Below are 26507 nucleotides of genomic sequence, written 5' to 3'. Positions count from 1 at the left end.
AGCTTAGATAGGCTTTCCAACTATGTAATTGTTTTTATTGCTGTATCTTTGTGCCTGCTCTTTAATAAAATTGCAAAACCAAAGAAAAACACTAAACCTGTAAATGAAAGAATTACAGCATTTAAATAAATATTTTTTAAAATATAAATGGCACCTTGTAATTGGTACTATCATCACCATTATAGCAAGAATATTTTTACTTTTCACGCCACGTTACGTAAGAGAAATTTTTGCGGTTGTAGAAAAGTACAAAAAGGGGTTACAATCTGGCGAAAGCACACTTCAAGCAGAATTAGCCGAAATAATTTTTTATATTATTGGAGCTGCTATAATTGCTGGCTTGTTAAGTTTTTTAATGCGCCAAACTATCATTAATGTTTCAAGATATATTGAATATGATTTAAAAAATGAAGTGTACGAACACTACCAAAAACTTTCTTTAAATTTTTACAAAAAAAACAGAACCGGCGATTTAATGAACCGTATTAGTGAAGATGTTGGAAAAGTAAGAATGTATGTTGGTCCCGCTTTAATGTACAGCATCAATACCATAACACTTTTCATTATTGCAATCATATATATGTATAATGAAGCTCCTACACTTACACTTTATACCATTATACCTTTACCAATATTATCCATTGCTATCTATAAATTAAGTAAAGAAATTCATAAACGCACTACTATTGTTCAAGAGTATTTATCAAAACTATCAGCTTTTACACAGGAAGCATTTAGCGGTATTTCGGTTATTAAGGCTTACGGGATTGAACAACAAACATCAACAAATTTTGATGACCTTTCAACAACAAGTAAACAAAATCAACTTAACTTAGTAAAAGTTGAGGCTTTCTTTTTTCCTATGATGATTTTACTAATTGGGGTAAGCAATTTAGTAGTAATTTATATAGGTGGTTTGCAATACATTAATGGGCAGATTGAAAGTTTAGGAACCATTGCTGAGTTTATTATTTATGTGAATATGCTTACTTGGCCTGTAGCTACTGTTGGTTGGGTAACTTCAATTATACAACAAGCAGAAGCTTCGCAAAAACGAATTAATGAATTTTTAAAAACGGAGCCGGAAATTAAAAATACGGTTAATGAACACACAATAGTTACTGGTGATATTATTTTTGATAATGTAGTTTTTACTTATGATGACACGAATATTAATGCATTAAAAGGCATTAGTTTTAACATTAAACAAGGACAAACTCTTGCCATTTTAGGAAAAACTGGTGCAGGGAAATCAACAATTTTAGAATTAATAGGAAGACTCTATGACATTAAAGAAGGTTCTATTCTAGTTAATGGAATTGAAATAACCAAGCACAATTTAACAGATTTAAGAAACAGTATTGGCTATGTACCACAAGATGCCTTTTTGTTTTCTGACACCATTAAGAACAACATTAAATTTGGCAAAGAAGAGGCAACCGATGAAGAAGTTATTGAAGCCGCAAAACTAGCACATGTACATAAAAATATAGTAAAGTTTAATAATGGCTACGAAACCATTCTTGGTGAACGGGGCATCACGCTTTCTGGTGGACAAAAACAGCGTATTTCAATTGCAAGGGCACTTATAAAAGATCCAGAAATTTTATTGTTTGATGATTGTCTTTCAGCTGTTGATACAGAAACTGAAGAAAAAATATTAAAAAACTTAAACAAAGCATCAAAAGGAAAAACGACCATAATTGTTGGCCATAGAGTTTCTTCAGCAAAAAATGCCGATAAAATTATTGTGCTCGATAATGGAAAAATTGTTCAGGAAGGCACACATGACTCTCTTGTAAATGAAGAAGGTTATTACAAACACCTCTATTTAAAACAGTTAAGCGAAAATACTGTTGTTAATAATTAATCTGTCCCTTTATTTTATTTTAATTTAAGATTAGATAAAATAATTAATAGAATTTGATATTAAAAGAATCTTAATAAATTGTTGTTTAGTATCTGTTTTTTTTAGATTTTTGATACATATAATTATAATCCTATAAATTTTAATACAACTATGAGTACAAATGACATGATGGAGAAAGAGGATATTTTTTCTAAAGTATTAAGAGCCGGAAGACGCACGTATTTCTTTGATGTAAGATCAACAAAAGCAGACGATTATTATCTTACAATCACAGAAAGCAAGAAATTCACTAACGATGATGGTTCTTTTCACTATAAAAAACATAAAATATACATTTACAAAGAAGATTTTTCTGAGTTTAAAGATATTTTAAATGAAATGACTGATTATATTATTAATGAAAAAGGTGACGAAGTGATTAGTGAACGTCATCAAAGAGATTTCAAAAAAGAATATGATTCAGAATCTGTAGAAGTTGAAGATGATGAAATTAAACCACCTGGAAGTTTTACTGACATTGATTTTGACGATATTTAATCTTCAAATACATTTTAAAATTTTAAACCGTTACAAATTGTAGCGGTTTTTTTATGCGTATTGTTATTGTTTTACTGTAATTAATGCCAAAATCAATACAGCGAACAAATAAAATAAGGCATAAGGCCAACCAATATTTAAACCCAATATTACAGTTATTGCCAACAAATAAATTGGGACAAGTGTGATTCCAACAGCAAATCTAAAAGTTGAAACAAATTCAATTTCTTTAATTTTAGGCACAATAGCCTTTTTCCAAATCAAATAAGGAAGTAATACATTTATAATAAGAACAGCTTTAAGAAATCGCTTTATTAATGAAGGTTTTTCAAGCCCTTTATTAGTACAATTCTTAAAATTACTTGAAAGACAAGCATTAACAGATTCTGGATTTAAAAAATCAACATGCAAATCTTTTAATTTCTTTAAAGAATACTCATAATCCTCGTGTGGAATATGGGTTGTAAGTTTTGATAGAGATTCATGCACAGTTTCTTTCAATTTTAAAACATCATGATTTCTTTTATTAAAAACATAATCATTGGCCGCGATTGGCTTTCCAATGTATATAGCAACTTCATCAGCAAAACTTTCAGGGTTTTTATAATTAAATCCAATAGGAACTAACTGTAAATTCAAATTGGAATATGTTTCAAGAGTATCAAAAACAAGTCTTGTAAACCCTTTGCTTAAAGGCCTAACAGTTCTTTTTAAATTATGATTCCCTTCGGGGAAAATCACAATGGAGTTATTGTTATGAAGTAACTGTGAACACCATTTAAAAATGGTGTTATTTTTAGTAATTGTTTGAATCCCGTCACGCATTCTATAAACCGGAAGCATTCGCAAACTCCTTAATAACTTAGCAAAAAAAGGAGAATTAAACACTGAAGCTCTAGTTAAAAAATATGAAAAGCGATTGCATGTTGCTGCTATTATAAGAGCATCTAAAAGTGCATTTTGGTGATTAGCTAAAATTAAAACAGGTTGGTCTTTAGGGATGTTTTCAAGACCAAAAACATGAATTCTTTTATAATAAAAAAATAAGCCCAAACGAATATAGGCCCTAACACTGTGCAACCATATTTGTTTTAACACGCTATAAGTTTTTCAGATTTTTTTGACCAAAACAATGCCAGAATCAGTCCAGACACTATATGCCAAATACCCCAGAATGCTGCCATGATTGCCATTCCGCCTAAACCATTGAAAAAAGTAAAAATCAATAATAATCCCAATCCTGAATTTTGAATGCCCGTTTCGATAGCGATCGTTTTTTGGTTTATAAATGATAATCCAAACAATTTAGCAACAAAAAGTCCAAGAAAAATCGCTAAAGCGTTATGACTGATTCCTAAAATTAAAACGTGCTGAATATAATTTCTAAATACATCTAAATTATTTACAAACGCAATAACAACAATAAACACAAATAGGATAATAGAAAATGGTTTAAGTATTTTTGACACTTTATTTGCAAACACTTCATTCTTACTTCTTAAAAACATACCAAAAAACAAGGGTACTCCTAATATTAATAATACCAGTTTAACAAGTTCAAAAGGGTTTAATTCTACACTTTTTATAATTTCAGAGGTAGGCTTATATAAATTGCCATAAAATTCAAAATTAAAAGGTGTCATAAATAAAGCCAAAAATGTGGCAAAAGCTGTTAAGCTAACAGATAAAGCAGTATTGCCTTTTGCTAAATGCGTCATAAAATTAGAGATGTTTCCACCAGGACATGCTGCAACCATAATCATTCCCAAAGCTATACTGGGTTGTGGCTTAATTAAAAGAATTAATAAATAAGTAAAAAATGGCAATAGTACAAATTGTGATAAAACACCAATAAGAACCAATTTTGGTTGTACTAACAGCCGTTTAAAATCGTTTAAAGAAATACCTAATGACACACCAAACATAACAATAGCCAATGAAAAATTTAAAATCCAGAGGCTGTTATTATCAAAATGTATTTGAACACTATCAAGTTCATTCATATAATCTTACACTACGGTTGAACCATTTTTTACTTTATTTTCTGGATTTAAAAGAATGACATCTTTCCCGTTAACTGCTCCAAGTACTAAACATTCGCTCATAAATTTGGCAATTTGCTTATTTGGAAAATTTACAACAGCTACAATCTGCTTATTCAGTAAATCGTCTTTAGTGTACAAGGTTGTAATTTGTGCCGATGATTTTTTAATTCCTAATTCCCCAAAATCAATAGTAAGTTGGTAAGCAGGATTTCTCGCTTCGGGAAAATCATTAACTTCAATAATGGTTCCTACACGCAAATCTACTTTAGTAAAATCTTCAAAGGTTATTGTCTTAGTCATTTTTTAAAAATACAAATAATCACGAACTTAGCATAAAACTTTTAAATTATGGCACAAACGCCTTCAAACATGCTTCCTTTAGGAACTAAAGCTCCAGATTTTTTACTTTTTGATACAGTTTTTGGTGATACTTTTAACCTAAATGATTTAAAAGGAAAAAAAGGAACAGTAATTATGTTTATTTGTAACCACTGTCCTTTTGTAATTCATGTGAATCCCGAACTTGTGAAAATCGCTAAAGACTATTCAAAAAAAGGAATTGGATTTATAGCAATTTCCAGTAATGATGCTATAAAATATCCACAAGATGGACCAAAAAACATGAAAATCCATGCTAAAAACGAACATTATCCTTTTCCTTATTTATATGATGAAACACAAGTAGTTGCCAAAGCTTATAATGCAGCCTGTACACCAGATTTATATTTGTTTGATGCAGATTTAAAGTTGATATATAGAGGTCAGTTAGATGATTCCCGTCCCGGAAATAACATCCCTCTTACAGGGAAAGATTTGCGTTATGCTCTGGATTGTTTAATTGAAAACAAGAAAAATACAAGAAATCAAAAACCAAGTATTGGCTGTAACATTAAATGGAAACTTTAATTAAAATGTTAATTGCCAAAACCCTACATCCTGCCAATTGCCAAATTTTAAACCTACTTCCTTTAAATGTGCCACTTGTTTAAAACCAAATTTTTCATGAAGTTTTACACTGGCATCGTTTGGCAATGTTAAAACCCCTAATACCACATGAACATGCTTTAATTTTAATAAAGACAGTAATTCACCATATAATTTAGAGCCAATTTGTTTTCCTTGTTCACCGTGTTTTAAATAAATAGTAGATTCCACAGTATCATTATAAGCTGGTTTAGGCCTGAACTTACTGCCATAGGCATATCCTAAAATTTCATTGTTCTCTTCATAAACAATAAAAGGATAATTGGCACTAATTGTTGTGATTTTCTCTTTAAAGGCATCTAATGATAACGCTTCAAGATCGAACGTAACAACCGTATTTACAACATAATAATTATAAATATCCAGAAGTTTTTGAGCATCATTAATGTGAACATTTCTAATCATAAAAACACCATTAAATCCAGTTATTTCGCTTTAACAGGTTTTCAATATGTGCATAATGATGATTACTATGCCATGCATAAATACCAATATTTTGTTTTAACAAAACTTCCTTTTTAGTTTCAGGATGAATAAACAATTTGTTTAAATCATTTTCGTTTAAACGTTTCAACAAATAAACCAGTTTAAAATGAATAGCTTTAATATGTTGAATGGACATGTCAATCGGTGCCGTTTTAGAATCTATCAATTCCGCCCAACGATCTTCATAATAGGCTTTAATAACAGGCTTATCTTCAGTTAAAGCCCATTTAAATCTTGAGTAACTATGATGATGGCTATCGGAAACATGATGTACGACTTGCCTAACTGTCCAGCCATCTGGCCTGTAAACTGTATCCAGTTGATTATCAGTTAAATTTTTAACTAAACTCTCCAATCTGTTTGGGAAATGCTCTAAAATTGAAATCCAACTTTTAATCTGGCTTTGGGTTATTGAAGTAGGAATTTCAAATTTCCCGATAGGATACTGCAATTGATGTAATTCTTCTTGTGTCATATAACAAATATAAGATTATGTCGACTTAAATAAATATTGACTATTTACTTTTTTTATTATAAAGTTCAACATAATTTTTTGCTCTTTTGTTTCCCGAATTGTATTCCAAAGCTTTACTATAATTAACAAATGCCTGCAAACTATCTCCGCTTCTTAAACAAGCATCGGCTAAACTATCATATACATTATCACTCTCAGGATATAGTGCCACATTCATTTTAAATACACTTATGGCATCTTGATATTGGTTCTCTCTTAAAAAATCGTATCCAAGCCTGTTAAAATCTCCTTCATTGATAAAAACACTTGTGGAATCTTGCTTTTGAATTTCCAAATATCCTAAAAGAGCTTTATCATAAACCTTGTCTTTTAAATACATACTTGGTGTTTTAAAAGAATCTGCAACTTTTAAATAATCATAAGAAACTTCATTTTCATGATCATCAGTTATTTCAGATAAATACCATTCTTTTTTTTTAGGATGCTGAACAAATTGGAATTTTTTATACATATCTGCCACAAAAAATGTGTTATTGTCTAAAGCTATCGTTTTGATTTTGTCTTCTCCTTTCCATTTTAAAAACAATTTATTATTATCATAAAACACATCAATAACAGCGTCTTGGTTGAATAAATAACGTCCGGAAGTTTGTTCTATAAATTCTGGAGAATAGTCAATACGTTTTGAACAGCTTGAAACAATAATGATAAAAAATAAAGACAATAGGAATGCTTTAGTTTTCATTTTTGATAGAATTTAAATTAGAAGTAAAATATAAGCAAAAAAAAGCGCCTCATAAAAATGAGACGCTTTTTTAAAATTATTGTTACTACTTTTTTTAAAAAATATTATTTAGCATCCATTAATTCTACATCAAAAATTAAGGTGGCATTTGGAGGAATGACACCACCTGCACCTCTACTGCCATACCCCAGATCACTTGGTATTACAAAACGAGCTTTGTCACCTACTTGTAAAAGTAAAATACCTTCATCCCAACCTGAAATGACTTGTCCAACTCCCACTTGAAAATCAATAGGCTCATTGCGTTTATATGAAGAATCAAAAACAGTTCCATCAGCTAATTGTCCTTTATAGTGCACTGAAACCATCTTGCCTTTTTCTGCCTTTTTACCAGTTCCTTTTTGGATGATTTGATAACGCAATCCGCTTTTGGTTTCATTAAACCCTTTAGCTAATTTATCCAATTCGGCTTGAGCTGCTTTTCTGGCTTCTTCAATTTTCTTTTCTCTTGCACCTTCAAAAGTTCTGAATGCTTCAACAGAATTAAAGGCTTCAGCTTCTGCTCCTACTCTAATGATTTCTAAAGTTTCAATTTTGTCACCTTGAACAATAGCATCTACAACGTCTTGACCTTTAACAACTTTACCAAAAACAGTGTGATTGTTATCTAACCATGGCGTAGCAACATGCGTGATAAAAAATTGACTTCCATTGGTTCCAGGACCAGCATTTGCCATAGATAAAATACCTGGGCCATTGTGTTTAAGGTCAACATGAAATTCATCATCAAACTGGTAACCAGGATTTCCTGAACCAGTACCTTGTGGACATCCCCCTTGAATCATAAAATCTGGAATTACTCGATGGAATTTTAAACCATCATAATAAGGTGTTCCTTGTGGTTTTACAGCATTTTCTAAATTGCCTTCAGCTAAAGACACAAAATTACCAACCGTTCCCGGTGTTTTTTTGTATTCTAAAGCAACTAAAATTTCGCCTTTCGTTGTATTAAATTTTGCGTATAATCCGTCTTGCATGGTTCTATATTTTTATTGAAGTTGCAAAGATAAGAAACTAAGTTAGAAGCACGAAGTTTGATGAAATAAGTTTATATACTTAGTTTTGTTCAAAATTTTATATATGAAATTATTTATAACAAGACTTAAAGCTGCATTTGGAAATCCTAAAACTATGGAAAAACAACATGTAGATAATTATACTGAAGATATTATTAAGAGTATAGATAATGACCCTTTTGCTGTTTCTGAACAAAATGTCATGTATGCTGGCACAAATGAATTGGGTGGTTATTATTACTTTCTAACGGTTATTGTTGGTGCTTTTAAAATAAAAACCGTAAAAGGTGCACAACTTAAAATTATATACAATAATGAAGAATTAGTACTAGAGTCTGATATGGTAGAGTTAGAGTCAGATTCTTCTAATGTTTCAAATAGATATATTACAAAAATAGATTTTATATTAAATGAAAGTGATTTACCAAAACTTGATAAATCACTTGTAAAAAATCTTATTCTTACTTCTCAAAAATGTAAAATAGTGTTTTCTAAGATTGAAGTTGTTGAAGAAATACAACCTTAATTAGCTACTTCACTAATGAATTTTATTCTGTATAAGCGAAGTTCTTCATCGTCATAATCACCATCAAACTCATTAATTGCGGTTTCAATATTATCAGTTTTCGATTCCATGAAATAATCATGGATTTCCTCTTGCTGGTCTTCATCTAAAATCTCATCAATCCAGTAATTAATATTCAATTTGGTTCCTGAATATACGATGGCTTCCATCTCTTTTATAAATTCACCCATTGACATCCCTTTAGAGGATGCTATATCGTCTAGCGGCAGCTTTCTATCAATATTCTGAATGATATATAATTTGATCGCAGAATTACTTCCGGTCGATTTAACAACTAAATCATCAGGACGAATGATGTCATTTTCTTCAACATATTTTGAAATTAATTCAATAAAATCCTTGCCATATTTTTTTGCTTTTCCATCACCAACACCATGAACATTTGCCAGTTCATTCATAGTCATCGGATATTTTAAAGCCATATCCTCTAATGATGGGTCTTGAAAAACAACAAACGGAGGTACTCCTAGTTTTTTAGCATTTACTCTGCGTAAATCGCGAAGCATACCCATAAGTACTTCATCTGCAGAGGCTCCACCTCCTTTTGCTGATGTAATTACGTTTGGATCTTCTTGATCGTTATCATAAACATGATCTTCTGTCATCATAAAAGATACCGGCTTTTTAATAAACTCTTTTCCGCTATCGTTCAATTTGATGACTCCGTAAGTTTCAATGTCTTTTTTAAGGTATCCAGCCACCAAAGCTTGTCTAAGCAATGCCATCCAGTATTTATTGTCATGGGAGTGACCTTTACCAAAAAATGGTTGTTCGTCTGTTTTATGGGATTTTATTAAGGCATTTTCCTTCCCTGTAATAACATTCACTAAATCTTTAGACTTATATTTCTCATTCGTACTTTGAATGGTTTGCATAAGTAACTTAGCATCATCTTTAGCCTCATGCTGCGTTTTTGGAAAACGTACATTGTCATCCATATCACCACCTTCACCAGTTTCGTTGTCAAATTCTTCTCCAAAATAATGAAGTATGAATTTCCTTCTGGAAATAGATGTTTCTGCAAACGCTACAACTTCCTGTAACAAAGCCTGACCAATTTCCTGTTCTGCTACAGGTTTTCCAGCCATGAATTTTTCTAATTTCTCAATATCCTTGTACGAATAAAAAGCTAAACAATGTCCTTCGCCTCCATCACGTCCTGCTCTACCAGTTTCCTGATAATAACTTTCAATACTTTTAGGAATGTCGTGATGTATTACAAAGCGAACATCTGGTTTATCTATTCCCATACCAAATGCAATAGTGGCTACAACGACATCTACATCTTCCATAAGAAATTTATCCTGATGGCTCGTACGGGTTTTGGCATCTAATCCAGCATGATAAGGCACTGCTTTAATACCATTTACTTGCAAAACCTGGGCTAGTTCTTCAACGCGTTTTCTGCTTAAACAATACACTATTCCAGACTTACCATTATTCTGTTTTATAAAACGAATAATATCTGCATCAACGTTTTTGCCTTTTGGCCTTACTTCATAATATAAGTTAGGTCTGTTAAAAGAAGCTTTAAAGGTTTTGGCTCCATTAATTGCTAAATTTTTAATAACATCCTCTTGTACTTTTGGAGTGGCTGTTGCTGTTAATGCTATAATTGGAATATTATCTCCAATTCGTGAAATAATCTGTTTTAAATTTCGATACTCTGGTCTAAAATCATGACCCCACTCACTAATACAATGAGCTTCATCAATAGCCATAAAAGATACTTTTACAGAACGTAAAAATTCAACGTTTTCCTCTTTAGTAAGAGATTCTGGTGCTACATATAATAGTTTTGTAATACCGTTTACAATATCCTCTTTTACTTTTTTTATTTCTGTTTTATTTAGAGAAGAATTTAACACATGAGCAACACCTTCTTCATTTGAAATACCTCTTATAGCATCTACCTGATTTTTCATCAACGCAATTAACGGGGATACTACAATAGCTGTTCCTTCTTGCATTAATGCTGGTAGCTGATAACATAGGGATTTTCCTCCACCTGTAGGCATAATCACAAAAGTATGTGTGCCTGATAAAATACTTTCAACCACACCTTCCTGAAGCCCCATAAACTTGTTGAATCCGAAAAACTTTTTTAGTGCAGCATGTAAGTCACTATTTGTTATTGACATAAATTTTAATAAAAATTAATTTATAAAAATGAAAACCACTCTAAACATTTTAATGCTATTAATTAATTTAGTAGTGAATTTAGAGAACCCTCTTTTTTTCGTTAGTTTTGTAACCGAAATTAAAATTAAAAACTAATTTTAATTTGACCAACTATTAAAGATAGTAAAATCTTTAAAAGCATCAATTAAAAAAAAATTAAATTTTGAGTAATAATAAGTCTATCATTAATACTGCAATACAAGCTATAGAACTTGAAAGTCAGGCTATTTTAAATTTATCTAAACTAGTAAATGATGATTTTGCAGAAGCTGTAAATCTTATTCACAAGTCAAAAGGCAGAGTAATCATAACTGGAATTGGAAAAAGTGCCATCATAGCTACCAAAATTGTTGCAACTTTAAACTCAACAGGCACACCTGCTATCTTCATGCATGCTGCAGATGCCATTCATGGCGATTTGGGTTTAATTCTTGAAGATGATATCGTAGTCTTCATTTCAAAAAGCGGAAACACTCCAGAAATAAAAGTATTGGTTCCTTTTATTAAGAGCGCTAAAAATAAAATGATCGCTATAACAGGAAATAAAGACTCCTATTTAGGTCAGCAAGTGGATTATGTTTTAAATGCTTTTGTTGAAAAAGAAGCTTGCCCTAATAATTTAGCACCTACTACAAGCACAACCGCTCAATTGGTAATTGGTGATGCCTTGGCAGTATGCTTATTAGATCTTAGAGGTTTTTCCAGTAAAGACTTTGCTAAATACCATCCTGGTGGCGCTTTAGGAAAGAAATTATACCTGAGGGTCCATGATTTGTCATCAATAAACGAAAAACCCCAAGTAACCCTTGAAACGTCTATAAAAGATGTTATTATTGAGATTACAGAAAAAATGTTGGGTGTTACGGCTGTTGTTGAAGACAATAAAATAATCGGTATTATAACCGATGGTGATTTGCGTAGAATGTTAAGTAAAGTAGATAATATTTCTTCCGTTAAAGCGAAAGATATCATGAGCAAAAATCCTAAACGAATCAATGGCGATGCGATGGCTATTGATGCCATGGATATTATGGAAACTTATGAAATATCGCAACTTTTAGTTGAAGAAAATGGCAACTATGCAGGTGTGGTTCACTTACACGATTTAATAAAAGAAGGCATCATATAATGGCAAAAAAAAATGTAAACGAGATGTCTTTTTTAGATCATCTTGAAGAATTAAGATGGCATTTAATTAAATCTGTATCAGCTGTAACAATAACAGCTACTATAGCATTTTTAGCTAAAGGCTTTATTTTCGATGTTTTAATTTTTGGCCCTTCAAAGGCTAGCTTTATCACCTACGAATTGTTATGTAAAGCTTCAAAATATTTAGGAATGGAAAGCTTTTGTTTTACAAAGCTGCCTTTTGAAATTCAAAGTAGAACCATGTCTGGTCAATTTTCAGCCCATATCTGGACGGCAATAACCGCTGGTTTTGTCATTGCTTTTCCTTATGTGCTTTATCAATTATGGAAATTCATAAGTCCAGGATTGCATGAAAACGAGCGTAAACATTCCAGAGGATTTATCATTATTTCATCGCTATTGTTTTTTATAGGTGTACTGTTTGGGTATTATGTCATTTGTCCTTTATCCATCAACTTTTTAGGAACGTATCAAGTAAGCGATCAAGTACATAATGATTTTGATTTAAGTAGTTATATTGGTCTCATCAGATCATCGGTATTAGCTTCCGGTTTGGTGTTTGAATTACCCATAATCATCTATTTTTTAACTAAAGTTGGTTTGGTAACACCTCAATTCTTAAGAAAATACAGAAAATATGCGCTTATTTTGGTGTTGGTAATTTCTGCAATCATTACACCACCAGATATTGCAAGCCAAGTTATTGTAGCAATTCCAATACTTATCCTTTATGAAGCGAGTATTTTTATTTCGCGAATAGTTATCAGAAATCAAAAACGAAGAGAAAAAAAACATGCCTGATATTGTTTCAGAATTCAACGAATATCGTTCAAGGATGAATGATAAAATTCTATCTGATAATAACAAAATTATCAAACGTATATTTAATTTAGACACGAATGCGTACACCGAAGGCGCTCTGGATGTTAAAACTAAAGAACTTTTAGGATTAGTGGCTTCAGCTGTATTACGTTGTGATGATTGTATAAAATATCATTTAGAAACCAGTTACAAATTAGGTTTAACAAAAGACCAGGTAGTAGAAGCACTAAGTATAGCAACCTTAGTTGGTGGTACCATTGTAATTCCACATTTACGTCGTGCCTATGAATTTTGGGACGCTTTAGAAGAACAGGATAAACCAATTTAAAACCATTACAGCTTTAATAGTAATATGATTTTACTATTTTTAGCGTTATCAATGAGCATATGATTTTAAGAGCTGAAAATTTAATGAAGTCCTATAATGGACGAAAAGTTGTAAAAAATGTTTCTCTGGAAGTTAACCAAGGAGAAATTGTTGGGTTATTAGGTCCAAATGGTGCTGGAAAAACTACAAGTTTTTATATGATTGTAGGGTTGATAAAGCCAAATGGTGGAAATATTTTTCTTGATAATACCGAAATCACAAAATATCCTATGTATAAACGTGCTCAAAACGGGATTGGATATTTGGCTCAGGAAGCTTCCGTTTTTAGAAAGCTTAGCATTGAAGATAATATTTTAAGTGTTTTACAACTCACTAAACTAAGTAAAAAGGAACAACATGATAAAATGGAGTCTCTTATAGAAGAGTTTGGTTTAGGGCATATCCGCAAAAATCGTGGGGATTTATTATCTGGCGGCGAGCGTAGACGTACTGAAATTGCTCGTGCTTTGGCCACTGACCCAAGTTTCATTTTATTGGATGAGCCTTTTGCTGGTGTCGACCCCGTTGCTGTTGAAGATATTCAACGTATTGTAGCGCATTTAACAAAAAAAAATATAGGTATTTTAATCACTGATCACAACGTACAGGAAACGTTGGCGATTACCGATAGAACTTATTTGATGTTTGAAGGAAGCATTTTAAAAGCCGGTATTCCTGAAGAATTAGCTAGTGATGCTATGGTACGTAAAGTATATTTAGGTCAGAATTTCGAGCTGCGCAAAAAGAAAATCAGAGATTAGCTTTTTATTTTTTAAAGATTTTAAATGACTTTTTAAATGACTCTACAATTAAAAAAGCAATAAATCCTACTGTTAAACCAACAATAGTATCTTTTATAAATAAAGGTATTTCTTCCAAAAAATGATGAAGAAAGTCTATATTATGAGTAAAAATACCACCAGCCACTAAAATCAGGGCTATCGTACCAATAACAGATAAACTTTTAATGACTACTGGAAGTGATTTAATTAGAAAATTTCCAATGACACTTAAAAAGTTTTTTTGATTTTTACTTTGCTTTAAAAGTTTAAAACCCAAGTCATCCATCCTTACAATAAGCGCTACAATACCATAAACCCCAATAGTTGCCAAAAAAGCTACAAAGGAAACAACAAGTATTTGAGATGAAATTGGCTTCCCTAAAACAGTTCCTAAAGCAATAATTACTATCTCAACAGACAAAATAAAATCAGTTACTATGGCCGATTTTATTTTCTTTTGTTCGATAACAATTGGATCTTTTTCAGTAAGACTAAAATCATTATTAGTTGCAGAATGCTTTTTGTGAGGAACAAAAAAATCAACTACTTTTTCAACACCTTCATAGGCCAAATAAACACCTCCAAAAATTAAAATTATGGTAATGGCCCAAGGTAAAAAAGAACTTAACAAAAACGCAATGGGCAATATAATAAGCTTATTAAGTAGAGATCCTTTGGTTATGGCCCATAATACCGGCAATTCTCTGGACGACACAAAACCAGTAGCTTTCTCGGCGTTAACAGCCAAATCATCTCCTAAAATACCTGCTGTTTTTTTAGTGGTAATTTTACTCATTACCACAACATCATCCATTAGGGCTGCTATATCATCCAGCAATGCAAAAAAACCTGAAGCCATTATTTATTGTGTTTAAATTTCAAAATTATTTAATCGTCAAACTATCCAAAAGAGACATGGAGATATAAAGCAAAATAATAATCGGAATGGCAGCAAATTGAAGAACAATTAAAAAAATAATGCATAGCATGATAAAAATATATCTGGATGCATTGGCCTTAAATCCCCATTCTTTAAATTTTAGTGCAAACAATTTAATATTTGAATTTAATAAATAACAACTAAGCAATGTTAAAACAATTAAGAACCATTTATTCAAAATAATGGCATTCATCAAATCACTATTTTGAAATTCAAGAATTAACGGTAACGAAATAATCAATAAAGTATTTGCAGGAGTTGGTAAGCCTTTAAAATAACTTTGTTGGTCTTCATCAAGATTGAATTTTGCTAATCTGTAGGCCGATGCTAAAGTTATAAATAGGCCTATAAATGGTAAAGGCGATATTTTAAACCCAGTCCAAAACATAGAATTGGACCACTCATTACTTGAGCCTAAAATGTCACCAGAATTAATTGTTAAACTTAATAATTTAAACATAATAACACCTGGTACCACACCACTGGTTACCATATCGGCTAACGAATCCAGTTGCACACCCAAAGGACCTTGAACCTTAAATTTCCTGGCAAAAAATCCATCAAAAAAATCAAAAAATATTCCAAGAAAAACAAAAATTGAAGCTGTAATAAAATCATTGTTTACAGCAAAAACAACAGCGATACTTCCACAAAATAAATTTAAAAGTGTTAATGCATTTGGAATATATTTCTTCATATACAGATATTTGTAGCTGTAAAAATAACAAACATTTTTCGTCTAAAATAACTAAGAAACAATATCTATTAACATTTCAAGTTTATAGGTAATAAATTATGTGCATATTTGTAAAAAAATTGCGTTTGAAGTCATTTATAACAACATTATTTTTTATAATTTCAATAACCCTTTTTAGTCAAACCACTAGAAAATATTCTAATGAGTTTATGAATATTGGTGTGGACGCTGCTGCTTTAGGAATGAGCAGTGCCGTAACATCACAATCTGCCGATGTGAATGCTGGCTATTGGAATCCTGCCGGATTGGTGAATCTTGAAGACAATCAATTGGCATTGATGCATTCCAACTATTTTGCCAATATTGCTAACTACGATTATGTTGCTTTTGCAAAACCTTTGGATGACAGAAGTACCATAGGGATATCATTGATTAGATTTGCAGTTGATGATATTTTAGACACCACACAACTTATTGATGACCAGGGAAATATTAATTACGACAGAATAAGCTTGTTTTCAACCGCCGATTATGGTTTAACGTTTTCTTACGCCAGAAAATTACCTGTTCATGGGTTGAACTATGGTGTGAATGCTAAAGTTATCCGTCGTATTATTGGTGATTTTGCATCTTCTTGGGGATTTGGACTGGATTTAGGAGTTCAGTTTGAAAGCAATAATAAATGGAAATTTGGGGTCATGGCAAGAGACATTACCACAACATTCAATGCCTGGAGTATTAATGAAGATGAATTTGCTAAGGTTCAAAATGCGGTTGAAGGTCAAAATCAGGAATTACCAGAAACTACAGAAATCACGATTCCTAAGCTTCAAATTGGAATTTCAAAATTGATGACGTTTAATTATGATTACACCTTTTTAACAGCTTTAAATTTAAATGTGCGCTTTGAAGAAAACAATGATATTTTTTCATCGTCTTTGGCTAGTGTAAATCCAGCATTAGGTTTTGAATTTGGGTATGTTGACATGATTTATTTAAGAGCGGGTGTTGGAAATTTTCAAAACGAATTGCAAATTGACAACACAGAAAAATTAAGTTTTCAACCAAGTTTTGGTGTTGGCTTTAAGTATAATGGTATACAAATAGATTACGCATTTACAGATATAGGCGACCAAAGTGTAGCCCTTTACTCCAATGTATTTTCTTTAAAAATCGATTTCAGTGTCTTTAGATAATTTCATATAGCTTATGTTTAAAAAATTACTTTTTACAGCTTGTTTTTTCTGTTTAACCTTTACGTTTTCACAGAATTACAAATTATCTCCTGATACAGAAATTAGCATCATTACTGTTGGTCCTGGAAATTCATTAAATGATGCCTTTGGCCATAATGCCATTAGAATACAAGATGCAAGTGGTCGTTTGGATGTATGTTTTGATTACGGCCGATTTGATTTTGATGCTCCTAACTTTTACCTAAATTTCGCTAGAGGCAAATTAAATTATTCCATTGGAGCCGTTAACTATTATGATTTTATAAGGTTTTACGAATGGCAAAACAGGACTGTTGAAGAACAGAAACTAAATTTAAATCAGGAACAAAAACAAAAACTTTACGAGTATTTAGTAAACAATTATAAACCGGAAAACAGGAACTATTTATATGACTTTTTTTATGACAATTGTGCCACTAAAATTAAAGAAGTACTGGATATAGCTACAAATAATGCTTTAAAATATAACAATCCAAAAGATTTTAAAGCGGAAACATTTCGAACCTTAATACAAAACAAACTCAATCGCAACTCTTGGGGTAGTCTGGGTATTGATGTTGCGCTGGGTTCTGTAATTGACCAAAAGGCAACACCCGAAGAACATATGTTTTTGCCATCATTCATACATGCCTTTTTTGATGTTGCAACTTTTAAAAGTAGCAATGAGCCTTTAGTTAAAGAAAGCAACACGGTTTACAAGGAAAAACCAACACCAAAATCAGGCAATTTCTTTTTAAGTCCATTATTTGTTTTTGGAATTATTGGAGTTTTGATATTATTCATAACCTATAAAGATTTCAAAAAGAATCAAAGAACAAAATCGCTGGATATCATTTTATTCTTACTTACCGGAATTATTGGGGCTCTTATTGTATTGCTTTGGTTTGCTACAGACCACAAAGCTACGCACCAAAACTACAATTTACTTTGGGCCTGTGTATTAAATCTACTGGTTATTAAACAGGTTTTTAAAACTAGAATAAGTCCTTGGTTTATAAAATATCTAAAGTTTTTGGTGATCTTATTATGCCTTTTAACATTGCATTGGGTTATTGGGGTCCAGATTTTCGCTATTGGATTAATCCCCTTTCTAGTGGCTCTTTTTATACGATATATATATTTAATAAAATACTACAATCAACACTTATTGCCCTCTGAAGTAGAACAGGGTCGTTAAGGTTTTTATTAGAATGTTTATATCCAGAAAAAAACCTCTGTGTTTGATATAAAACAAATCATATTGCAATTTAACCAGACTATCATCAACCGATGATCCGTACCGTGTCTTAACTTGTGCCCAACCGGTTAGTCCTGGTTTAATAATGTGGCGGGTTTCATAAAAAGGCAATATCTGGGATAATTCCCTAACAAAATAAGGGCGTTCTGGTCTTGGACCAATCAAACTCATCTCATCTTTTAAAATATTGATAAATTGAGGTATTTCATCCAATCTGGAATGCCTTAAAAATTTACCAAAAGCAGTGATTCTAGAGTCATTTTTTTTAGCCCAAACGGCACCTCCTTTTTCGGCATTTTCAATCATGGTTCTGTATTTTACCATTTTAAAGGTTTTCCCGTTTTTACCAACACGTTCTTGAACATAAAAAAGCGGTCCTCTATTTCCAATAATATTACCTAATAAAATAAAAGGCAGCAAAACCAAACCTATTAAAACACCTACGAGAGATATAATAACATCAAAAAAGCGATGAAAAAACAGGTACATCTTGTTTTGGTTGTTCCTGCTAAAAGGGAAGTATTTATAAAAATCTTTCCCAACAAATTGAACAGGCACACGCAACGTCATTTCCTCATATACTTGCGTATATTCCTTAATGGAAAATCCCGACTCTAAAAGTGTTATTAAGTCATAATAAATATCTGAGGTTATGGCTTCAGAATTATAACTGGCAACCACAATTTCAGAAATGTGTTTCTCTTTAATAATATTATATATTTCGTTGGAAGGATACTCCGTGATCCCCGAAAATTTAACGGCATTGGTTTGTTTAGCTTCACAATCAATAAACCCAATAATATTATAATTAGGGTCGGCATCTTTAAAGGCATTAATAATATATTCTATATTGCTGGTTTCCCCAATAATCAAGGCGTTTTTAAAAAATCGAGGAGAGGCTATAAAAGTAATGTATGTCCAGCGCCAGATAAAAATAGCTGTTAAAATAGCAAAATAAAAATACAGGATTTGCAACCGGTTAGCTGGTAAAAAAGGCGTATAGATGGGTGTTAAAAAATAAAATAACACGGTAACAGACACGGTAAGAATGATGCCTGGAATAACCTTCTCTAACTTACTGGATTTCTGCAGGTCGTATAACTCAAAAACGGTTCCAAATATGGACAAATAGAGGATTAAAACAAAAACCCATGTCCAGTTTTCTTTTGCTATTGTAAAGTAATCAAAATCAAAAGCTGTACTCACCAAATACAATAAAGCAAGCGTAAAAACAATATCAAAAATACGCAACAAAATTTTGCGTTCAGAAATATTGAAATGAATGCTGTGATTTGACATGTTTGAATTGGGTGTTTTTGAGAGACTATAAATATAGTGAGTAATTCCTAATGAGCCATAAAATTATTGAAATAGTGCTAACCATTGTTGTTTTACAATGTCCCGGTCAAATTGCTCAACCTTTAACCTGGCTTGATGTGTCATCTTTATGGCTTTTTCTGGATGATGAATGATGGTTTTAATGGCATCCACAAAAGCATCCACACTGTTGGGGGCAATAAGCAACCCATCAACCTCATTTTCAATTAAAAAAGGCATGCCACCAACGTTTGTAGAAACTACCGGAAGCCCTAATGCCATGGCTTCAATAACACTTACGGGCATATTATCAAAATTGGTCGTATTAATAAAAACAGTATAATCTTGTGAAAGGGCGATCCATTCTGGTTTTGTAAGCTTACCTGTAAATATCACGTCCACGTGTAGTTTGTTAGCCAATGCTATAACCTCAGCCAACGATCCATCTGCATCGGGTCCTACCATACACAAGGAGGTCTTTATACCTTCGTCTTGCAATGCTTTAAGGATTTTTACAGCCAATGTCGGATTGTAAATGTTTGAAAAAGCACGCACCCAAAACAGCTTGACCTCTTGTAAATCACGTTGTTTAAAAACGTATTGCTGTAATTCTATGGTGTTAGGAATATAAATAATGTTTGAATAACCAAATGCTTCAAAAGCTTTCTTCAAATATTGTGAGGGCGACACATTCTTATAGGCGTTATTAAAAATGAGTCGACAAAATAAGGGGTTTTCTCTCAGGCGTTTTGGTAGATTGCCGCCATGAAGAATTGGAATGTACTTTAATTTTAAAATTCTGCATAACTGGGAAACGAAAAAAGCATAGAAAAAATTTAAGGTACTATAGGTGTCTATTAAAACAACATCCACTGTTTGTCTCAGTTTAAAACAAGTCCATAGCATATCCAAAAACCGAACAAACTTATTAGTCTTTGCAGAGGCATAAAACACCTGATACCCTTCTTGCTTAAGTAAAGGGCACAGGATATCTATAGAAGTTAGGTTCCCTGGCTTACTGCTTAACTTGTTTCCTATGTAAAGGATGTACTTCATAAGTTATATGTAATAAAGCCAAAGCATAAATGAATGCAGGAGCTGCTATGCGCATTGAAGAATGATTAATAGTCGCAAACCAAAAACATAAAAAAGCATAAAAATAATAATTGCTTTTATCCCTGGTTCTAATATCCAAAGGTTTAAAAATCAAAATTAACAAGATTATAATACCTAAAATGCCATGTTCAGCTAAAGTTCTACTTACTTCATTATGCGATGTCACTCCTTGTCCCTCTATTTCAAAACGCATATCTTTAGCGCGGCTAGAACCTATTCCAAAAAAAGGACTAGTAATAAACCCTTCTAATTCATTCATAAATAGAGTACCACGACCAGTTGTTACATCTGTTTTTTCTCTTCCTAAATGATCTTTATTACTATACCTTAAATCTATAAATCCATCTGTTTGATAAGAGCTAATAACCCAAGTAGCCATCAAACTAAAACTCAAAAGCATGAACATCATAAAAACTTCATTTTTCTTGCGCCTAGAAACCTTAAAAAAATATATGAATAAAAAAGCTACAATAGTAATTATGGCTGTAACCACCCCACCACGACTAAAAGTAACTATCGCCCGGAATGAAATTAAAATAAGCAAAACAGTATTTAAAACCTTTAAGCCCAAAGTAGGGGATTTTGTAAAAAGACGAGTTGTCAAAATAAACATCCCCAAACCCAAAGCCGTTGCTACTTGATTGGGGCCAAACCCACCAGAAGCTGCTCGATTAGACTCTGTACTAGATAATACATCCCTAACACTTGGGTTATAAAAAAATATATAGGCAGTTAAAGAAATAATAGGTAAAAGCACATACAATAACACTTCAGACAATTGGTTATTGGATATTTTTTTTTCATACGTAAATAAGGATGCTATACCTAGACATACTGGGCCACTCAGCACAAAGGCAATATTAGTTCTAAAATGGGCATCAAAACTTAAAGTTGTTGATGCTACAAAAATAGAAGGAACTAAAAACATTAAATAAATAAAATAAGGGTACGCTTTACCAGAAATGCCTTTATAATACATGCCCATCATCATAAACAAAATGACCAAATACTTTGAAGCCTCATAAGATATATTTGCTTTAGTCATACGTAGAAGCACTTCAGCTCCTACAAAATAAGCACACGCTTTTAATATTTCAAATATTTTTAAAGCATTTGGTGATAATACAATACGGTAAATAAAAAATATCAAAGCCAAACCAAAATAAAGTTTTCCTAATGCTTCATTAAAATAGATAAGTATTCCTATTAAAACATGCAGTATTATGGCGCCTATATATGTAATATTATAATTCAAAAACTTCTATATAATTATAATTTTTTTTTAAAAGTAAATATAAAATAATCCCTGTTTACAATTGGATTTATATTTAAAGAATATGCCTTGAAATGAAGACAAAGAAAATCTTTAAGAAAACCTTTAACCCTTAAGAAAATATTTTTTTATAGTCGTCCAACGGAAATCGATAATGATAACTACGTTGCATAACGAAAATCAAAAAATGAATTACAAATATTGGAATATAGGGTCTGGTAAATTTTAAAAATCTGTCATAAACACTGTTTCTATAATCACAAATTAAAAATGGGGCAATATTAGGATTCAAATAGTTATTTTCAATTGTTGTTATTTTCACAACATCGTCAATATAAAAAGACTCAAAATGTACCTCTTTATTAGCACGTTTAAGTTGATAGACTTCTATAACAGATAAAGGATTTTTCATATGATCATAAAATAAAAAACACCAATACACATCCACCAGCAACCATTTACCTAATTCCTTACTATATATTTCATTAAATGAATGCCCTCCAAAGTCTTTGTTAAAAGGAGCGCTCGTAGTACCCCATTCACGTACATATATATTGTTAATGACACAAAAATTATTAAATACCTGGGCTATATCACTACAAACACCTCCTTTGCCAGACAACATGGTATGCAAAGATTTTGCTGAAGGTTCACTTAAACCGGGACCTCCCTTAATGTTTGTTTTTAACCATAAGCTTATTTGTTTAACAATATCAATATCTGCATCTGGTTTTCCTTTCTTAAAAATAAGTTTATTAATTTCGAAAAAGTACGAAGGAATATTCTCTTTAGTATTTAGTTGATTGTAATGAAAGCTTTCAATCTCTTCTATATTAGAGTTTTTAGATAATAAACGAAACCTCGAAAGATATAGAAAAGGATGGCGTCTAATTGCTTTTTGAAGTTTTTTTAATATCATTAACTAATTGTCTTATATAAAATTAGCTCTAAAAATATCACTTATTTTTTTGATAGCCAGTTATTATTATGCAAAAAACAGCTAAATTAAAATTTCGTTTAGCAGATGTTTATTGTAATACGAATAACTAAATTGCTCAATAAATTCCAGAGAAGTTGTTTTTATGTTCAAATATTCATGTGGTTTTAAAATAAATATAGCAGAAATACAATTTTTTAAACTGGATACATTAAGCTGCTTCAACAAAAAACCATTCTCATTATTTTTAATATAATGGCCAAGGGATGAAATATCAGAAACTATTGGGATACATCCGTAATTCATCGCTTCTGCAATAACCTTCGGAAAACCTTCGGAAGCCGATGGTAGTAAAATGACATGAGATTTTTTATAAATATCATGAACAGCAGCTCTCGATAAAAAACCATGAAATTTAAAATCTATACCACTATCTAAAACTTTGTTTTTATATTCTTGCTTTGCTTTTCCATTGCCAACTATATGAACAGTCTTCACTTTTAATTTTTCTTCGCTAGATAGTTTTTTAAATGTTTCAATTATTAAATCAAGCCCTTTGGCTTCTTCCAACCTACCAACAAAACAAAAACTAATCGCTTGTTTAGTTAAATCTTTATTTCTCATAATTGTTTGGCCTTGGCTAATTTCATCTTCAGTCAAACAAGGATTTTCAAAAGTCAAACAATGGTTTGGTTGGTCTGGCCATCTGCCATTAATTGTAACGGTTCGCTTTTGTTTCTTTAGCAACCAACGCTGAAAACTATAAGCTAACGGTGCATTATGCTGCTTCCAATTACCTGCATATTTAAACCATCCTTTTTTAGTACAAAATAAAATCAAATACGGAATAACATATACACCAATGCCTGTAGGCGCTCTAAATTGAAAATAATCCGTTTGATCAATGGCTTTTTTTATTGTTTTTAATATTTCTGGAGCTTTAAAAACTATAGCTAGTTTATCTCTAAGGCTTGTTCCGCCAACTGCTGGTAATGCTATAAATGTAATTTTATTAGAAACATAAGGTAAAGCACTTAAAGGTGCAGGTGTATTGTGCAGCATCGCAACATGAATAATCGCATCAAATACTCCTAATAAATGGTTAATTTCTGTAATTGTCGAACCCAATCCAACAATGTTACCATCCGTTTTTTTATAATGTTCTGTATGTGAAATAATAGTTAACGTTCTCATGGTAATAAAGCAATATAACGTTTAATAATATCTGACCAGTCATGCTGTGTTGCCCAATGTTTAGATCCTTTTTTATAACTGTCTTTGGCTTGTAATATGTTCGCTATACTTTTTATTAGTTGCTTCGTATTTCCAGTATCTATTAAAACACCGGAAACATTAGGTTTTATAGCATCTTCAATGCCACAATGCTTTGAACCAATTGCTGGAATACCTAAAGCATTTGCTTCTAATATCGCAATACCAAAACCTTCAACATCACCTGTTTCGCTTTCCGAACTTAACATCACAAAAATATCTGTAACATTAAGTATTTGTTTTAACACTAAATCTGTAACACTCCCATGAAACGTAATATGCGTTTCCACTCCCAACAATTTAGCCTCTTCAAGAAAAGTATCAGCCTCTGTTGGAATGCCAACACAGTGATAATGTAATTCTGGAAAAATTTTTATAAGTTCGGGCAACTGCTTAATAACATTTAATTGTCCTTTTCTTGAACTTACTCTGCCTACTGTGGTTAAAACGGGGTTGCCTTGTAAGGGCATTTCTTCTAAATCATGCGTAATCCATTGTTCTAGTTGTATGCCATTTGGTATAACAATAATTTCTCTTTCTAAATGCTGCATTAAACTTTTTGTATAATGGGAAACGGCTACAATGGTATCAAATTGCTTTAAGGCTAAATCTATAGAGTGTCTTAACAGAAAGGGGTTAAAGTTGACTTCAGAACCATGAACTATGGCTAACGTTTTGTTTTTATGAAACAGACTAACAAAAGCAACATTCCAAAGTGAAAACTTTCCAGTCGCTAGCACATGAGATGCATCATTAAAACACTTAAAAGTGACCGCTAATCGTTTTAAATACATTCTAAATCGCAAGGAATAACGCTTTATCCTAACAACAGCAAAAGGTAAAGTGGCATCAAATAGTGCTTCTTCCTCACCTGTTAACGAACGTTGATCTGCAATAACTCGTACACTATAGTTTTCTTTAGATAAATACAAGGCTAAATGATACGCATGATTGCCTATCCCTCCGGGTTGAGGTGGGAATTCTGAACTCACAATAAGAATGTTTTTTTTTACAGAACTCATTCTAATATTTTTATTAAAGGCCCTTCCCCTATTTTTTTACTTGCCAATTGCCAAGACCTATAAACTTGTACAAATACGATTGGTAAAATTATAAATGAAATAATCCCTCCAAAAACTAGCATGAATCTATTTCTTTTAAAACGATAGGGCAATATAGACAATGGAATTGATTTTAGTAATTCATATCTTGATTGCACATTCCCAAAATAAGTACGGAAAAAATAAAGAACACTTGGAATAGGCCTAGGGGCAAAAAGCTTTGTTGGTCTAAAGGCATCCCAACTACCCATTTGGCGCAAACCACCAGTAGAAACTTTTAAATGTAAGCGCTTTGCATAGGGATTAGATATGTTTAAAAAACCATTTAAAAAAGCTCTTAGCCCAAACTCACCATCTCCCATGCGTTCCTTCTCAAATTGCCTATCAAAAAGACCAATTGCTTTAAACACCTCTTTTTTAATAAGCACATTACCAGTATCTATTTGATCTGAGACTCGAAATAAAGAATATTTCTCGGGTATTTCTGCACCAACAACAGATAAGGATATTCCCGAAGAGATATCAGCATTAAAATAATCTAAAGTTTTTAAATGCGCTACAATCCAATCAGGATCAATTAACGAATCATCATCATATAACAGGATATAATTGCCTTTAGCAACCTTTATCGCTTCATTTCTTGCCTTCCATAAGGCTTTCTCTTCTTGAAACCAATATCTTAAATCCAATTTCCACTCCTTGTAAAAGTCTGCTCTAAAATCGTCTGTTTGATCCACAACAATAACTTCAAAATTTTTATAAGTCTGTAGCTCTAAATCCCTTAAAACATCTTTTAAATAAGTATACCTGTTTAAGGTTGGGATTACCACAGATACCAAAGGTGCAGATTTTAACAGGTTACTTTTAAAATCGTTATAGGTGCTATAGTCTATTGGCTTTTCAGTATAAATAATTCGCTTTACGTTTCGGGTTTTAAAAAACCCAACAATATCTTTAATTGGATTTTGAAAACTCAACAATCTGAAAACAAATACATAAAATACCCATGCTTTATTAAAATTTTTTCTAATAAAGCGATAATTGTCTTGTATAGATACTTTTTCAAAAACAGAATAAGTTGGTGTTTTCCCAATATAACCTCTTTGAATGGCCTGCCATGACATATCATATGTTTGTGCAAGTATAGATTCGTAACCGGCATCCCTAATTAATTCATTAATAATTGAATCTGGCAATAAATCAACATTAGGAAATACAAAACTTCCTGCTTTTGTGCGAAGTTGAAAATAATGTGTTGGCTGCAAATATTTTAAAAAACTAAAAGGCATATTAAATTCTATAATAAGTTACTAATTC

Annotated in this window: 27 protein-coding genes; 10 read left to right on the top strand and 17 right to left on the bottom strand. The window is 31.8% G+C overall.

The annotated features are described in order from the left end of the window. The first annotated feature begins 103 nt into the window (after positions 1-103). Together V8G69_RS05015 and V8G69_RS05010 are read left to right on the top strand one after the other, a co-directional pair. The gene (locus tag V8G69_RS05015; RefSeq protein ID WP_394880716.1) at positions 104-1870 is read left to right on the top strand and encodes an ABC transporter ATP-binding protein; all 1767 of its coding nucleotides are present in this window, start codon (positions 104-106) and stop codon (positions 1868-1870) included. A gap of 150 nt (positions 1871-2020) precedes the next feature. Then, on the top strand, positions 2021-2407 hold the full coding sequence (locus V8G69_RS05010; protein ID WP_394880715.1) for a PUR family DNA/RNA-binding protein: 387 nt from the start codon (positions 2021-2023) through the stop codon (positions 2405-2407). 63 nt (positions 2408-2470) lie between these two features. On the opposite strand, the gene V8G69_RS05005 is transcribed toward V8G69_RS05010, so the two are convergent. Genes V8G69_RS05005 through V8G69_RS04995 form a run of 3 tightly spaced genes read right to left on the bottom strand, consistent with a single transcriptional unit; the run spans position 2471 to position 4752 of the window. Continuing rightward, positions 2471-3505 (bottom strand): lysophospholipid acyltransferase family protein, encoded by a 1035-nt coding sequence (locus V8G69_RS05005; RefSeq protein ID WP_394880714.1) that lies wholly within the window; start codon positions 3503-3505, stop codon positions 2471-2473. Beyond that, the gene (locus V8G69_RS05000) at positions 3499-4410 is read right to left on the bottom strand and encodes a bile acid:sodium symporter family protein (protein WP_394880713.1); all 912 of its coding nucleotides are present in this window, start codon (positions 4408-4410) and stop codon (positions 3499-3501) included. Before V8G69_RS05000 ends, V8G69_RS05005 begins: the two co-directional genes overlap by 7 nt. A gap of 6 nt (positions 4411-4416) precedes the next feature. Next, complete coding sequence (locus V8G69_RS04995; protein WP_394880712.1) at positions 4417-4752, bottom strand: tRNA-binding protein; 336 nt, start codon at positions 4750-4752, stop codon at positions 4417-4419. 48 nt (positions 4753-4800) lie between these two features. Here V8G69_RS04995 and V8G69_RS04990 point away from each other — a divergent pair, with 48 nt between their 5' ends. Then, the gene (locus V8G69_RS04990; RefSeq protein WP_394880711.1) at positions 4801-5358 is read left to right on the top strand and encodes a thioredoxin family protein; all 558 of its coding nucleotides are present in this window, start codon (positions 4801-4803) and stop codon (positions 5356-5358) included. Here the strand turns inward: V8G69_RS04990 and V8G69_RS04985 are convergent, their stop codons facing one another. From V8G69_RS04985 to V8G69_RS04970, 4 genes are all read right to left on the bottom strand, one after another. Beyond that, positions 5359-5841, bottom strand: coding sequence for a GNAT family N-acetyltransferase (locus V8G69_RS04985; protein WP_394880710.1), 483 nt, complete (start codon positions 5839-5841; stop codon positions 5359-5361). A gap of 10 nt (positions 5842-5851) precedes the next feature. Next, a complete protein-coding gene (locus V8G69_RS04980; protein WP_394880709.1) occupies positions 5852-6397 on the bottom strand; it encodes a YfiT family bacillithiol transferase in 546 nt (181 codons plus the stop codon). Positions 6398-6437: 40 nt separating this feature from the next. Then, positions 6438-7142 (bottom strand): tetratricopeptide repeat protein, encoded by a 705-nt coding sequence (locus V8G69_RS04975; protein ID WP_394880708.1) that lies wholly within the window; start codon positions 7140-7142, stop codon positions 6438-6440. Positions 7143-7246: 104 nt separating this feature from the next. Beyond that, positions 7247-8179, bottom strand: coding sequence for a peptidylprolyl isomerase (locus V8G69_RS04970; protein ID WP_394880707.1), 933 nt, complete (start codon positions 8177-8179; stop codon positions 7247-7249). Between the two features lie 103 nt (positions 8180-8282). Between V8G69_RS04970 and V8G69_RS04965 the strand changes: the two genes are divergently transcribed. Further along, on the top strand, positions 8283-8744 hold the full coding sequence (locus V8G69_RS04965) for a hypothetical protein (protein WP_394880706.1): 462 nt from the start codon (positions 8283-8285) through the stop codon (positions 8742-8744). On the opposite strand, the gene V8G69_RS04960 is transcribed toward V8G69_RS04965, so the two are convergent. Beyond that, on the bottom strand, positions 8741-10945 hold the full coding sequence (locus V8G69_RS04960; RefSeq protein WP_394880705.1) for a RecQ family ATP-dependent DNA helicase: 2205 nt from the start codon (positions 10943-10945) through the stop codon (positions 8741-8743). The two genes, V8G69_RS04965 and V8G69_RS04960, sit on opposite strands and share 4 nt — an antisense overlap. A 203-nt stretch (positions 10946-11148) precedes the next feature. On the opposite strand from V8G69_RS04960, the gene V8G69_RS04955 reads away from it, so the two are divergent. Genes V8G69_RS04955 through lptB form a run of 4 tightly spaced genes read left to right on the top strand, consistent with a single transcriptional unit; the run spans position 11149 to position 14084 of the window. Continuing rightward, entirely contained in the window at positions 11149-12114 is a 966-nt protein-coding gene (locus tag V8G69_RS04955; protein WP_394880704.1) for an SIS domain-containing protein, read from the top strand. Next, positions 12114-12935, top strand: a complete 822-nt coding sequence (gene tatC / locus V8G69_RS04950; protein ID WP_394880703.1) for a twin-arginine translocase subunit TatC — start codon at positions 12114-12116, stop codon at positions 12933-12935. The genes V8G69_RS04955 and tatC overlap by 1 nt, the downstream gene beginning before the upstream one ends. Next, positions 12928-13284: a carboxymuconolactone decarboxylase family protein gene (locus V8G69_RS04945; protein WP_394880702.1), complete on the top strand. Its 357-nt coding sequence runs from the start codon at positions 12928-12930 to the stop codon at positions 13282-13284. Before tatC ends, V8G69_RS04945 begins: the two co-directional genes overlap by 8 nt. A 59-nt stretch (positions 13285-13343) precedes the next feature. Further along, positions 13344-14084, top strand: coding sequence for an LPS export ABC transporter ATP-binding protein (lptB, locus tag V8G69_RS04940; protein ID WP_394880701.1), 741 nt, complete (start codon positions 13344-13346; stop codon positions 14082-14084). A gap of 4 nt (positions 14085-14088) precedes the next feature. Here lptB and V8G69_RS04935 read toward each other — a convergent pair whose 3' ends face one another. Together V8G69_RS04935 and V8G69_RS04930 are read right to left on the bottom strand one after the other, a co-directional pair. Further along, on the bottom strand, positions 14089-14964 hold the full coding sequence (locus V8G69_RS04935; protein WP_394880700.1) for a DUF808 domain-containing protein: 876 nt from the start codon (positions 14962-14964) through the stop codon (positions 14089-14091). Positions 14965-14989: 25 nt separating this feature from the next. Continuing rightward, a complete protein-coding gene (locus V8G69_RS04930; RefSeq protein WP_394880699.1) occupies positions 14990-15742 on the bottom strand; it encodes a CDP-alcohol phosphatidyltransferase family protein in 753 nt (250 codons plus the stop codon). Positions 15743-15867: 125 nt separating this feature from the next. Between V8G69_RS04930 and V8G69_RS04925 the strand changes: the two genes are divergently transcribed. Together V8G69_RS04925 and V8G69_RS04920 are read left to right on the top strand one after the other, a co-directional pair. Continuing rightward, on the top strand, positions 15868-16938 hold the full coding sequence (locus V8G69_RS04925; RefSeq protein WP_394880698.1) for a PorV/PorQ family protein: 1071 nt from the start codon (positions 15868-15870) through the stop codon (positions 16936-16938). 13 nt (positions 16939-16951) lie between these two features. Continuing rightward, on the top strand, positions 16952-18154 hold the full coding sequence (locus V8G69_RS04920; RefSeq protein ID WP_394880697.1) for a DUF4105 domain-containing protein: 1203 nt from the start codon (positions 16952-16954) through the stop codon (positions 18152-18154). Here V8G69_RS04920 and V8G69_RS04915 read toward each other — a convergent pair. The 7 genes from V8G69_RS04915 to V8G69_RS04885 all read right to left on the bottom strand — a co-directional run bounded on the left by V8G69_RS04915 (position 18122) and on the right by V8G69_RS04885 (position 26479). Further along, entirely contained in the window at positions 18122-19513 is a 1392-nt protein-coding gene (locus V8G69_RS04915) for an exopolysaccharide biosynthesis polyprenyl glycosylphosphotransferase (protein ID WP_394880696.1), read from the bottom strand. The two genes, V8G69_RS04920 and V8G69_RS04915, sit on opposite strands and share 33 nt — an antisense overlap. A 63-nt stretch (positions 19514-19576) precedes the next feature. Then, positions 19577-20587, bottom strand: a complete 1011-nt coding sequence (locus V8G69_RS04910; RefSeq protein WP_394880695.1) for a glycosyltransferase family 4 protein — start codon at positions 20585-20587, stop codon at positions 19577-19579. Further along, positions 20547-21902, bottom strand: a complete 1356-nt coding sequence (locus V8G69_RS04905) for an O-antigen ligase family protein (protein ID WP_394880694.1) — start codon at positions 21900-21902, stop codon at positions 20547-20549. Before V8G69_RS04905 ends, V8G69_RS04910 begins: the two co-directional genes overlap by 41 nt. A 130-nt stretch (positions 21903-22032) precedes the next feature. After that, positions 22033-22839 (bottom strand): transglutaminase-like domain-containing protein, encoded by an 807-nt coding sequence (locus V8G69_RS04900; protein ID WP_394880693.1) that lies wholly within the window; start codon positions 22837-22839, stop codon positions 22033-22035. Between the two features lie 81 nt (positions 22840-22920). Next, positions 22921-24051 (bottom strand): glycosyltransferase, encoded by a 1131-nt coding sequence (locus tag V8G69_RS04895; RefSeq protein ID WP_394880692.1) that lies wholly within the window; start codon positions 24049-24051, stop codon positions 22921-22923. After that, positions 24048-25151: a glycosyltransferase family 4 protein gene (locus tag V8G69_RS04890; protein ID WP_394880691.1), complete on the bottom strand. Its 1104-nt coding sequence runs from the start codon at positions 25149-25151 to the stop codon at positions 24048-24050. The genes V8G69_RS04895 and V8G69_RS04890 overlap by 4 nt, the downstream gene beginning before the upstream one ends. Continuing rightward, on the bottom strand, positions 25148-26479 hold the full coding sequence (locus V8G69_RS04885; protein ID WP_394880690.1) for a glycosyltransferase family 2 protein: 1332 nt from the start codon (positions 26477-26479) through the stop codon (positions 25148-25150). The genes V8G69_RS04890 and V8G69_RS04885 overlap by 4 nt, the downstream gene beginning before the upstream one ends. Positions 26480-26507: the final 28 nt, after the last annotated feature.

The organism is Gaetbulibacter sp. M235, from assembly GCF_043876835.1.
GTDB lineage: Bacteria > Bacteroidota > Bacteroidia > Flavobacteriales > Flavobacteriaceae > Yeosuana.
Note: the sequence above shows the minus strand (reverse complement) of the source record. Positions and strands in the feature narration are given on the sequence as shown.